We start from the raw sequence: 13,116 nt of genomic DNA on the forward strand, positions 1-13,116 counted from the left end.
GAGTTCTCGCGTTATGGCTTTTGCATTCACTGAAACCTGCGTTCCGAATTGCAGCCCAACGAGACATCCCCCGAATGAAAAATAAGTGTAACTTGTAACCTGGATTTCTTGCCGTTCATTCAATGCACGTAAACATGCGAAGATTTTTAAACAGTTTCGGTTTTGCACTCAAGGGACTGCAAACCATTGCTACTAGCGAACAAAACTTTAGGATCCATCTGGTGATGGCCGCCGTCGCGATCACCCTCTGTTATGTACTTGATGTCCGGACAATTGAAATGCTCATTGTGGTGATATTTATCTGCCTCGTCATCGCCCTGGAAATGATCAATACTGCTATCGAAACGCTTTGTGATACGGTCGCCCCTGCCAAACAGGATGCCATAAAAAGGGTCAAAGACATCAGTGCCGGCGCAGTGCTGGTCGCATCAATTGGTGCCTTTGTGGCCGGGATGGTGATTTTTTTGCCAAAAATTATTGAAAGAGTAAGCGGATGAAGTGCCAGGGAGCGAAACTAGTCACAGACCTACTGCTAAAACGGCTGCCTCAGCGAATTTGCACTGAAAATTCAACCGGTGGTGCGTTTTAAGTTCCCGGGAAGCCGGCTGGTCCTGTTGGAAACGGCAGCATATCGGCTTTAGCAATTCAGGATGCCGGCCAACAGCGGAAGGCTCAGGCGAGGATCCGTTTATCAGCATTGCCGAAATTTATGGTTATGGGAACTGAGTGATCCCCGGTATAAAACTACGAAGCGCCTACACCTTGACGACTTTGCCTGCTGTTGTATCTTTGTCCTAAACGAAATGGGCAATGGCAGGGATTTTATTGATTGAAGACGACCCGAGAATTGCAGCCCTTACAAAAGAAGGGCTGGAAGAACAGGGATTTGAAGTGGTGCTGGCGAGTGAAGGGGAAACAGGGAAGCAACTGGCAATTGATCAACCTTTCGATTTAATTATCACCGACATCATATTGCCTGGCATCAACGGAATTGATCTGTGCAAAGAGATCAGGAGCATGAAACCTGATGTGCCCATTATTATGCTGACTGCACTGGGAACCACCAACGAAAAAATTGAAGGTTTTGACGCGGGCGCCGACGACTATTTAGTAAAACCATTCGAGCTTAGGGAGCTGGTCGCCCGAATACGGGCGCTCCTGAAACGTGCCGCCAATAACATCGGCAGCCAGGGTTTCCTGCTTACCTATGAAGATATTGAAATGAACCAGCACACCAAGATCGTGAAAAGAGGCAACCGGGAAATTGACCTTACGCCCAAAGAGCTGAAGCTCCTGGAATACATGCTGCGAAACCCTGAGCGGGTGCTCAGCCGGGCTGAGATCGCAGAGAACGTTTGGGAAACAACCTTTGATACCGGTACCAATTTTATCGACGTGTATATCAATTACCTGAGAAAGAAAATAGAAAAAGATTTCCCGGTGAAGCTTATTCATACCAGACCTGGTATGGGCTTTATTCTTAAAAAAGGATAATTATGCAAATAAGGATCAGGCTCACACTTCTATTCACTTTATTGGTGGCAGCGCTGCTTTCGGCATTTGCATTGATGATCTATATCACTTCCGCCGAAATTCGGGAAGACGAATATTTTAAACGGCTGAAGCTGCAGGCAACAACAAAAGCCAACCTGTTATTCGATTCAAAAATTGCCCCCAATGTCTTGCAACTCATTTACAAAAAAACACCCACTTTCCTGTTCCATGAAGAGGTGGCTATTTATGACACCTCATTCGATTTATTGTACCATGACGCTGTGGATATTGATAAGGTTAAAGAAACCAAAAGCATGATCAACCGGGTTGTGGCACAGAAAGAAATTCAATTCTACCAGGGAAAGATGCAGGTCGTTGGTTTCTTGTATAACCACCATAATGAGGATTTTGTTATCACCGCTGCAGCCGTCGATGAATATGGCTATGCCAAGCTCGCTTCTTTAAGAAATACGCTTATTGTCGCGTTGATCGTGGCCGTAGCCATTACTTTTTTTGTCGGGAGGTTTCTGGCCAGCCAGTCACTCAGACCCGTTTCTGCCATCGTTAATAAAGTCAAAAAGATAACAGCCACCAACCTTGATTTAAGAATTGATGAAGGCAACCGGAAAGATGAAATGGCTGCACTGGCTATCACATTTAATGAAATGCTGAACCGGCTCGAAAATTCATTTGACGTGCAAAAGCAATTTGTCTCGAATATCTCGCACGAATTAAGAACACCGCTTGCGGCGATGCTTGCAGAGCTTCAGCTGATCGCTTTAAAAGACCGCCCTCTGGATGAATATAAACAAACCAACCAGCACCTGATTTACGATGTCCAAAAGCTCATCCGGCTTTCGAACAGCTTGTTAGACTTCGCAAAAGCGCATTACGATCAAACTGAAATCGCATTCAAAAAAATACGGCTAGATGAGGTGCTGCTGGATGCCCGGAACGATGTGCTCCACGTCCAGCCGAACAATAAGGTCAACATTGATTTTGATAAAGAAATTGAAAACGATGACTTTATCTCTGTGCAGGGGAATGAATACCTGCTGAGAACAGCCTTCATTAATCTCATGGAAAACGGCTGTAAGTTCTCGCCCGACGGACAAAGTACAGTGACGATTTCCTATACGAACGACCAGGTCCTGTTGCAATTTTCAGATAATGGCATAGGAATTTCACCCGAAGATCTTCAGCATATTTTTACGCCATTTTACCGCGGAAAAAATAAAACGTTTGTAAGCGGCAATGGGATTGGGTTGGCCCTGGTGCAAAGGATCATACAGCTACACGGCGGCGCCATTCACGTGTCTTCAGACGTTGACAAAGGTACGGTGTTCAGCATCGGTCTGCCCCAGTTTACATAAGCCTCCGCAAGTGACGGAACGCAACTTCTAATGATTTTCTAATAATATTCTAAGAGCTTTCTAACCGGCTTTTCCCCTCGGTGGTTCTACCTTCGCCGTGCGTTCAAAAAAGAATGCTTAAACAATTAAAAGACAAACATGGACACGTATCCGGTCAGTCAACCCAATTATTAACTTCCCCGCTTTACAAAGGAAGGCTTTGATGGCTTCCCCGTAACGAGGGGATAAAATCAAAGTCTTATGTTCAGCATTATTACTCTTCTCGGAAAACTAAACACGCGTATTCCCTGCGCCTGGAATTTGCCCGGCGTAACTATGCCCTCCTGTGATTCATTTAGCGCAGAAAAAAGGATTTTCAAAGCCGCATGTATCAAGGCAGAAAAAAACCGCAATAAAAATTATTACCGGGATTTAAGAAGGCTAAAAAAATATCACCTCCTTTAGCGAATCTATTCGTTAGCCAGGTCAGCTTACATGAGAATTTAAAATTGTTATATTTAAAAAGACCCTCAATGGTTTTTGATAAAAAAAGATCCATACCCTTAAAACTATGCTGGCTTCAGCTTTTAACAATACTTATAGTATTGGTCTCCTGTAATCGCGAGAGTAAGCCGGGAGCTGCAGCTTTTCTTTCAGTTTTCGGAGATACAATCACCGTAGCAGCCCACTCGGAGTTAGCTGGGAAACTCAAAACAACCGCGATTGAGAATGGAACCTGTGCACACCAGGTTACAACTGCTGGGGTCATCAGGGCAATCCCAACCCGCTTTGCGGAAATCGCATCGCCGTTCAAAGGACGCATTACAAAATCATTTTTGCACCTGGGTATGAAAACGGTTCCGGGAACCCCCTTGTTTGAAATCAGGTCGGCGGACTTTATGGAGGCCCAAAAACATTTCATGCAAGCAAAATCACAGATGGATTTGGCAGGAAAAAATTTAAGCCGTCAACAAGATCTGGTCAGGAACGGGGTAGGCACCCAAAAAGATCTGGAAGAGGCACAAGCCACACACAGCGTTGCAAAGAACGAATACGAAAACGCACAGGCAGCGATGAAGATATTCAATTCAAATGGCCAGTCACCGGCATTGGGTCGCCCGCTAATAGTACGGGCGCCGATTGCAGGTGAGATTGTGGAAAATAAAGTAGTCCTTGGGCAGTACCTGAAAGAGGATGCTTTGTCTGTAGCCATCGTTGCAGATCTGTCGCAGGTGTGGATCGTTGGCCAGGTAAAAGAAAAAGATATCCGCTTTGTGGAAACGAACGACCCCTGCACTATTGAAGTGGTCGCATTCCCGGGCGATAGAATCCAGGCTAAAGTAGCGCACATTGAAGGACTGCTGAATGAAGAAACCCATACAGCGAATGTCCTGACCGTTGCAGAAAATTCAAAACGCCGGTTGAAACCCGGCATGTATGCCACCATCTATTTCACCGGCAAACCCATGTCCTGCATCGAGGTGCCGGCAAAAGCCTTATTCCAGATGAAAGATGATGCCTTTGTTTTCCTGGTAGCCGGACCGGGGAAATACATCCGACGGAAAGTGCAGACAGATGGTACCAACGGCGATAAAGTGGTGGTTACCTCCGGACTGAAAGCCGGAGATGCAATTATCACTGAAGGTGGAATTTATTTGCTACAAGCCAACTAAAAGCTTCGGGAGATATGCAAAAACTTATTTACACTGCTATCCATAAGCGATGGCTGTTCTTTACACTGTTCTTATTATTAGGGATTTTTGGTTATTATTCCTGGAAGCAATTGTCAATAGAAGCCTACCCGGATATTGCCGACGTTACCTCCCAGATTGTTACCCAAGTGCCCGGCCTGGCGGCAGAAGAAATGGAACAACAAATTACCATCCCCATTGAACGCGCTGTGAATGGGATGCCGGGCATGCACGTGATGCGTAGCAAGAGCACTTTCGGGCTTTCCATGATCACCATCGTGTTTGAAGATGGTATTGATGATTACTGGGCCCGCCAAAGAATCACCGAAAGGCTGGGCGATGTGGAATTGCCTTATGGCGCCAAACCTGGTCTGGACCCTCTTACCTCTCCCACAGGCGAAATCTTCCGTTATATCATTGAAAGCAAGGATCATGACCTGCGGAGTTTGACCGACCTGCAAAACTGGACTATTATTCCTCGGATCAAGCAAGTGCCGGGGATAGCTGACGTTACCAATTTTGGGGGAGTTACATCACAATACCAGATTGAAGTAGATCCCGCGCGGCTTGAGCAATTCCAGGTGTCCTTGAAAAACATCCGGGAAGCGGTGCAGAGCAATAACGCCAATGCCGGCGGTAGCGTATTGACGACCGGTGATCTGGGTTATGTGATCCGGGGTATTGGGCTGGTAAAAAGCCTGGAGACACTTGGAGATGTTGTAGTGAAATCTGAAAAAGGGGTGGCGGTATTCTTAAAAGACCTTGGTGTTATCAGGTATGGTCATCTTGAACGAAAGGGGATTCTCGGATATACAGATGGAGAGGTAAATCACAGCGATGGGATTGCAGGTATTGTTTTGCTGCTAAAAGGTCAGAATCCTTCCGTAGTATTGAAAGGGGTTCATCAAGCTGTTGATGATCTGAATCAAAACATACTCCCCCCGGGTGTAAAGATTCGTGCTTACCTGGACCGGACTTCCCTGGTGAATACCACATTGCACACGGTATCAAAAACCTTACTGGAAGGGATGGGCCTGGTGATTATCGTGCTGATTATCTTCCTGGGGAGCTGGCGTGGGGCGCTCATTGTAGCGATCACTGTTCCGCTTGCCCTGCTGGTGGCATTTATCCTGATGCACTTTACTAATGTGCCGGCCAATTTACTTTCAATGGGAGCTATTGATTTTGGCATCATCGTGGACGGCGCCATCGTGATGATGGAGACGATATTGAAACGCAGAGAGAAATACCCCGATGCTATTCTGGAAGAAAAATCCATCGCAGAAAAAGCAATAGAAGTTGGGAAACCCATATTGTTTTCCACGATCATTATCATCACGGCTTATCTTCCTTTGTTTTCTTTTGAGCGGGTTGAGAAGAAACTGTTCACGCCAATGGCGTTCACCGTTGGTTACGCATTGCTGGGAGCGCTGGCCGTTGCACTACTCCTGATACCCGGGCTCTCATTTGCGGTATATAAAAAGCCAGGGAAAATTTATCATAACAAATGGTTGGAGCAACTTACCCATTTATATGAAAGTCGATTAAAAAAATTCATGAACCGTCCCCGGAGGGTTTGGGTGCCCCTGGCTATTGTAATGCTGGGAGCCGTGGTGCTCTCGGTTACGGTGGGAAAGGATTTCCTGCCGCCGTTGGACGAAGGTTCTATTTGGTTGCAGGTGCAACTGCCTCCGGGTATTTCTTTGGAGAAATCAAAAGAAATGAGTGATACGCTGCGCCTGCGAACGCTAAAACACCCGGAAGTTACCTATGTGATGGTGCAGGCCGGACGAAATGATGATGGGACTGACCCCTGGACGGCTTCTCATTTTGAATGTAGCGTAGGTCTGAAACCTTATAAGGAATGGAAGAACGGACGCACCAAAAATGACCTCATCAATGACCTGGCCAAAGAATACGCATCCATGCCCGGGTATACCGTTGGTTTCAGCCAACCAATGATCGACGGGGTTATGGATAAAATTGCAGGGGCGCATAGTGAGCTGGTGGTAAAGATTTTCGGGAATGATTTTGGCGAGACCCGCAGAATTGCAGAGGACGTGGCGAATACCCTTAAAACGGTGAAAGGGGCCGCAGATGTGGCGATTGACCAGGAGCCGCCCTTGCCACAGCTACAAATTACGGTAAACCGGGATGCCATGGCGCGTTACGCCCTTAATATTGAGGACGTGAGTGAGCTGGTAGAGATTGCGATTGGCGGGAAAGCCATCGCTCAGGTGTTTGAGAACGATAAGGTGTACGATGTGATTGCCCGCTATAAAGAAGATAGCCGCAACACCCCGGATAAGATCGCCAATCTCATGCTCACCTCACAAACAGGCGCCCATATCCCCTTATCGCAAATAGCCGAGGTAAAAAAAGCTACCGGCGAAAGTACCATTACCCGTGAAATGAACCACCGCCACCTGACGGTGAAACTCAACCTGAGGGGAACCGACCTGACGGCATTCTTAAAAGAATCGCAACAGCGGATAGAAAAAAATGTGAAATACGATCACGCAAAATACCATATCCGGTGGGGTGGTCAATTTGAAAACCAAAAAAGAGCTTATGCTAAACTTGCCTTTATCGTTCCGATGGCACTCGCCATTATGTTTCTGTTACTGTATGGCGCCTTTGGGAAATTCCGGCAGGCTGGACTGATCCTCACCATCGTGCCATTGGCGCTCTTTGGTGGGATGCTGGCGCTGAATATCCGCGGTATGACCCTCAACGTATCTTCCGCTGTCGGGTTTATTGCCCTGTTTGGCGTGGCTATTCAAAATGGGGTTATTCTGATTGCTCATATTAATGAGCTTAGAAAAAAAGGGTATGAACTATTACAAGCGGTTGTAGAGGGAACCAGGCACCGGTTCCGCCCGGTGCTGATGACGGCCACCGTAGCTGCTCTCGGTCTTCTTCCGGCTTCGCTGGCCACCGGTATTGGCAGCGACGTGCAACGCCCGCTGGCTACCGTCATAGTTTACGGACTGATTGTTGCCACCGCAATCACCTTGTTTGTTCTTCCGGCACTGTATTACCTCATTGAAAATAAATGGGGGCGGAATGATTATATCACCAAATAATCTTATTCAAATGTACAGGATCACATGGTTACTTTCACTCTGTATGGGCTTTATGCTGACTAAAAACTCAATCGCGCAAAGAATGCCCCTTTCCGATAAGAAACAACTTTCTCTAAGCCAATTCCTCCAATTGGTCGCCGAAAAAAACCAAAGATATGCTGCGGAAAAATTTAATGTCCCCATTGCTGAGGCCATTACGGAAAGTGCAAAGGTCTTTCCGGATCCCTCTTTTTCTCTGAATGGCCACGACAATCAACACTCGAAACTGCACCTGGGGCGGGGTTGGGATGCTGGCCTGGGCGCTACCATTGAACTGGGTGGCAAAAGAAAGGCAAGGATGGGGCTTGCAAAAAGCCAGGAGGAACTCAGCAGGACATTGTTAGCGGATTATTTCAGGAATTTGCGGGCGGAGGCAGCCATCGCTTACTACGAGGCCACTCGGCAATACTTCCTTTTGAAAGTGCAGCGGGACTCTTACCAGTCCATGAAACAACTTGCTGCTGCCGATTCTATTCGATATAAATTGGGGGCTATTACAGAAATGGATGCGCGTCAATCCAGGCTGGAAGCTGAAAACCTTGGCATAGATCTTTTGCAATACTCGGCAGACTGGGAAAATGCACTGGTGCAGCTCAACTATTACGCCGGTGTTAAAGGAATGGACGCGCTCATAAGTCCCCTGAATCAGGTTGAAAACCCGGACCGGGATTTTGACCCTGCGACGCTGATTGCTACTGCGCGGATTCAAAGGGCCGATGTGGTTGCGGCGCGCAACAACCAGGCGGTAAGCCGGAATGAGTTGGCGCTGGTGAAGGCCAACCGGGCGATCGACCTGGGTGTAAACGCCGGCGTTACATTGAACGGGGCATCCACAAATGAGGAAGCGCCCACACCCTATTACAGGGCTATCAGCGCCGGGATTTCAGTTCCAATAAAGTTTTCCAACAGGAATAAGGGCACGCTCAATGCTGCCGGTTACGCTATTATGCAGGCGGATATGCATTATGAGGCTGTGTTGCATCAGATTGAAACCGAAGTGACCCAGGCCTGGTTTAGCTACACGGCGTCCGCAAAACAAGTGGGTATTTATAAAACGGGTACCTTAGCCGAAGCCAGTAAAATATTGGAAGGTAAGATCTATTGCTATAAACGGGGCGAAACCTCCCTGTTGGAGGTATTGAATGCACAGCGCACTTATAACGATGTTCAGCAGAATTACTACCAGGCTCTGTACAACTTTGCTGTTACATTGGTAAGGTTGGAGCTGGCGGCGGGAATCTGGGATATTAAGTAAGGTGGCGGACTCTGGGACGACTAAGACAAAAGCAGCTACACGTCGATAGTTAAATTGGTGAGAGCAAGGCGTATACCTTCAATGCTATCGCTGTTGGTTACCTTTGCCGGTGTTTTCAGGTCATTCGCCGATATTCTGGCCGATACGGGGTCCGAAAGTTGTGATCAATCTGAACATTGTTTATAAATTTGTGAATTAAACCTAAAATCAAAAACTATGAAAGGATTAACGCTGATTATCGTTATAGCACTGGTCGTGGTAGGCTTTATGGGCTGCAGCGGTTATAACTCCCTGGTTAAAGAAGACGAGAACGTAAAGAAAGCCTGGAATAACGTCCAGAGCGAGTACCAGAAACGAAATGACCTGGTGGGTAACCTGGTCAATACCGTGAAGGGCGCTGCAAAATTTGAACAGGAGACCCTGACCCGAGTTATTGAAGCGCGTAGTAAGGCCACTTCAGTGAATGTTAACGCAGAAAATCTGACGCCGGAGGCCATTAACAAGTTTCAGGCCGCACAGGGCGAGATGAGCAGTGCACTAAGCCGCCTCTTAGCCGTAGTCGAAAACTATCCCGACTTGAAAGCCAATCAGAATTACCTGCAATTGCAGGGTCAATTGGAAGGTATTGAAAATGATATACGTTCTTCCCGTCAACAGTTCAATGCATCCGTTAATACCTTTAATACCAAGGTCCGCTCATTTCCAATGAATATACTGGGGGGAATGTTCGGATTTAAAGCCCGCGAAGGGTTTAAAGCGGAACCGGGTGCGGAGACAGCTCCTAAAGTGCAGTTCTGATCAGGCTGTATTTCCTGTTCTTTAAAGGGGATAATCACGAAAAGATAAATAACATCACTATATGGTGAAAAAAAACAGACTCGGGTTTATTGGGGTTTCCTTATTGGTGCTGGCAGGCTTGTACACCCTGGTATCCTATAACGGTCTGGTTGGGAAAGATGAAAAAGTGAAACAGATGTGGAGTGAAGTCCAGACGGTTTACCAGCGCAGGCTGGACCTCACCCAAAACCTGGTGAATGTAGTTAAAGGCGTTTCAGATTTTGAGCAGAGCACACTTACAGCAATCGCTGAAGCCCGGAGTCGCGCACAACGAAGTGCGGGAGGCGGACTGTCTGCCGAAAATTATAACGCTCAGGTTCAGGCGCAGGACAACCTGGGTGCCGCGTCCAACCGGCTGATCGCCGTGATCGAGAAGTATCCTACCCTGAAAGGCACAGATGCTTACCGGGGTTTGCAAACACAGTTGGAAGGCAATGAGCGCCGGATCAAAGTGGCCAGGAATGATTTTAATGCGTCAGTGGCGGACTATAATAAATCCGTCCGGACGTTTCCCAAAAGCCTGGTTGCAGGAATTTTCGGGTTTAAAGAAAAAACCGGCTTCCAGGCCGTTCCGGGCAGTGAAAAAAGTGTTGAAATAAAATTCTGACCAATGGCATTCTTTAGATTTCGAAAACCAGGGCCGGGCTTACTTAGTAAGTCGGAACAAGAAGAGATCGTCCAGGCGATTCGTGACGCCGAAAGCCGGACCAGCGGCGAGATCAGGGTCTTCATTGAAAGGAAATGCAAACATATCGATCCCCTGGAACGGGCTGCAGAAGTGTTTTTTAATTTGAAGATGGATCAGACCGCCAACCGCAATGGGGTGCTCTTGTATATGGCTGTCAGAGATCGTCAACTGGCCATCTTTGGAGACGAAGGCATTTACCAGAAAACCGGCAAAGCTTACTGGGAAAATCTGGTCCGACATATTCTGCAGCATTTCAACAATAAAAACTTTGCCGCAGGACTAACCAGTTATGTCCGCCAGATCGGAGAAGGCCTTCATCAGTATTTTCCATACGACAAGGACACCGATCAAAATGAATTGCCCGATGATATTGTATTCGGATAAGCACCGGGCCGCACTTCTGCAACCGACTGCCGGCAGGGTGGAACTTGATTAAATATTTATTTATTTTGAAAACAATTTTACTTTGGAATAGAATCAGCGTTTACTCACGACCATGGGGTTGGCTTCTTATGCTGTTTTTGTTTCCTCTTTGCCAAATAGCTGCAGCCCAGACAGATGCCGGTATTCCTCCCGCACCGAATCCTCCCCGGTTGGTCAATGATTTCACCGGAACAGTATTATCACCCTACCAGGTAACGGCGCTTGAACATAAGCTGGTTGCCTACGATGATAGCACCAGCAACCAGATTGCCGTCGTGATCGTGGATCAGTTACAAGGCTATTCTATTGATGATTATGCCATCGCGCTTGGAAGAAAATGGGGTGTGGGCGGACAAAAGCAATTCAGCAATGGCGTGGTGATCCTGGTAAATACTGCGACGAAAGGTGGCAAACGAGGCGTATTTATTGCAACGGGCTACGGCCTTGAGGGAGCCGTCACAGATCTCATAGCGGGTGAAATAATTCAAAATAACCTGATCCCGAATTTTAAAACCGGAGATTATTACCGGGGGCTGGATGAGGCAACGGACAATATTATCAAGGCCGCTGCAGGCAGGTATAAGGCTCCTGAGGCTTATCATCGTAAAGGTAAAGGTCTGGGTACCCTATCCATCATCCTGATCATGATCATTGTATTCGTGATTATTTCATTTACAAACAGGAATGGCGGGGGCGGTTATGTTTCCCGGCGAGGGTACTCGGATAATTGGGGCAGGGGAGGCGTGCCCTGGATATTCCCCGGCGGATTTGGTGGCGGCGATAGAGGAGGTGGCGGCTTCGGCGGTGGTGGAGGAGGCTTCGGTGGGTTCGGTGGCGGCGGCTTTGGCGGAGGTGGCGCTGGCGGGAGCTGGTGATTAGCCCTTAACCGTGTGCCTGGCCGGACAGAGATCTGTTCAATTTGGATGTGAATAGAATTCCGGTGTTTCAAAATTCCAAGATACCCAGTTTTGTTAGGGTTTAGTCAGACCGTGGACCGGTCTGGCCAGAAGCCCTGTTGCTGTAAGATGATATAATTATACTTTTTTGTATATGTTTTGCCCGGAAGTAAAATAGAAGCGCTCCCCGAGCATCCCCTACGAAGCTTGCAACAAATCCCTAAATTCTCCCGTCCTACAAGGGAATAGGTTAAATTATTCTATTTTTGTTGTTCTGGACAAATACAAATATCATGAGTAAGCGCTTTTTGCTGACATTCTTTATTATACTGGCTGGACTAGTCACTTTCGGACAATATGATGCAAAATATTTTGTTTACCTACAAACCGAACCGGCACAGCCCTTTTATATCCGGATCAATCAGCAAACCATTAGTGCAAATACTTCCGGGTACCTGATTTTACCGCAATTGAAGGATGGGAATTATAAGCTGATTGTGGGTTTCCCTCAAAATAAATATCCGGAGCTGACTTTTAATTTCAGGATCGATTCGAAGGACAAAGGATATCTGATTAAGAATTTTGGAGATGAAGGCTGGGGGCTTTTTGATCTCCAGACCATGGCGGTGGAAAAACCCATTCCCGCCGGAGCCGCGGACCATGCGGTAGCCCAGGCACCGGTTCAGAAGCAGGAACCGATAAAGAAGGAGCCCGAAACGGTCATGAAAGAAAATGTATCAGATTTTACCAAAGTATTGTCTAAGGCGGCCAATGATCCCGGGTTGTTAGAAAAACCAAAAGAGGAGCCGCCGAAGGTTGTCAGTCAGCCTCAGCCGGTAGCAACACCTGCAACACCTGTCCAGGAAAAACCTTTACCCGAGTCCCGGGCCAAAGAAACTGTGGTACATGCGGATGCAACGGATTCTGCCAAATCCGCACAGGCGCATATACCGCCAACTGCCGCTAAAGCAAACGAATCTGAGCAATTGCCGAAGGTGGTTCCGGCAAAAGAGTCTGCCATTCAGAAAGTAACCCAGGCGGAGAGTGAGGCTGGTCTGACTGCCGTTTATGAGGACAAGACGGACAATGGCAAGACTGAGGCAGTAACCATATTTATTCCATCAGAAACAAAATTGGCACAACAGAAACCCGCCGCTGAGCAGTCCGTTGTGGTACAGGCTCCGTCGGTAGTACCGAAAAAGCCGGCTGAAAAGGCGACAGAACAACCGGTTGAAAAGAAGACACAGGTGGAGGAGGAAAAGCCATTGAACCCTGTTCAGTCCGAAAAAGGAACGGAAGAAGTGACTGCGGCTAACACCAACCCGGCTGGTACCTGTAAATCCGTGGCAGACGAT

General features: G+C 47.4%; 11 protein-coding genes (1 of these 11 cut by a window edge). All 11 read left to right on the top strand.

Annotation, left to right across the window (positions count from 1 at the left end; genetic code table 11):
• Positions 1–134 precede the first annotated feature (134 nt).
• Positions 135–497 (top strand): diacylglycerol kinase, encoded by a 363-nt coding sequence (locus AC3WS5_RS06095; protein ID WP_492466367.1) that lies wholly within the window; start codon positions 135–137, stop codon positions 495–497.
• A gap of 313 nt (positions 498–810) precedes the next feature.
• The gene (locus AC3WS5_RS06100) at positions 811–1,494 is read left to right on the top strand and encodes a response regulator transcription factor (protein ID WP_492466368.1); all 684 of its coding nucleotides are present in this window, start codon (positions 811–813) and stop codon (positions 1,492–1,494) included.
• A gap of 2 nt (positions 1,495–1,496) precedes the next feature.
• Positions 1,497–2,867: an ATP-binding protein gene (locus AC3WS5_RS06105; protein WP_492466369.1), complete on the top strand. Its 1,371-nt coding sequence runs from the start codon at positions 1,497–1,499 to the stop codon at positions 2,865–2,867.
• A gap of 512 nt (positions 2,868–3,379) precedes the next feature.
• Positions 3,380–4,519, top strand: a complete 1,140-nt coding sequence (locus AC3WS5_RS06110; protein WP_492466370.1) for an efflux RND transporter periplasmic adaptor subunit — start codon at positions 3,380–3,382, stop codon at positions 4,517–4,519.
• 14 nt (positions 4,520–4,533) lie between these two features.
• A complete protein-coding gene (locus AC3WS5_RS06115; protein WP_492466371.1) occupies positions 4,534–7,623 on the top strand; it encodes an efflux RND transporter permease subunit in 3,090 nt (1,029 codons plus the stop codon).
• Positions 7,624–7,633: 10 nt separating this feature from the next.
• Positions 7,634–8,917, top strand: a complete 1,284-nt coding sequence (locus AC3WS5_RS06120) for a TolC family protein (protein WP_492466372.1) — start codon at positions 7,634–7,636, stop codon at positions 8,915–8,917.
• 216 nt (positions 8,918–9,133) lie between these two features.
• Positions 9,134–9,715, top strand: coding sequence for a LemA family protein (locus AC3WS5_RS06125; protein WP_492466373.1), 582 nt, complete (start codon positions 9,134–9,136; stop codon positions 9,713–9,715).
• Between the two features lie 61 nt (positions 9,716–9,776).
• Positions 9,777–10,361, top strand: coding sequence for a LemA family protein (locus AC3WS5_RS06130; RefSeq protein WP_492466374.1), 585 nt, complete (start codon positions 9,777–9,779; stop codon positions 10,359–10,361).
• 3 nt (positions 10,362–10,364) lie between these two features.
• Positions 10,365–10,826 carry a TPM domain-containing protein gene (locus AC3WS5_RS06135; protein WP_492466375.1) on the top strand — a complete coding sequence of 154 codons (462 nt, stop codon included), beginning with the start codon at positions 10,365–10,367 and terminating at the stop codon, positions 10,824–10,826.
• Positions 10,827–10,891: 65 nt separating this feature from the next.
• On the top strand, positions 10,892–11,740 hold the full coding sequence (locus AC3WS5_RS06140; RefSeq protein ID WP_492466376.1) for a TPM domain-containing protein: 849 nt from the start codon (positions 10,892–10,894) through the stop codon (positions 11,738–11,740).
• Positions 11,741–12,054: 314 nt separating this feature from the next.
• Positions 12,055–13,116: the 5' portion of a DUF4476 domain-containing protein gene (locus AC3WS5_RS06145; protein ID WP_492466377.1), read on the top strand. 270 nt of this gene lie beyond the right edge of the window; 1,062 of the gene's 1,332 nt are visible here — the first part of the coding sequence; its start codon is at positions 12,055–12,057; its stop codon lies off the right edge, out of view.

This window comes from Niabella sp. CPT15-335-S11 (genome assembly GCF_058792415.1).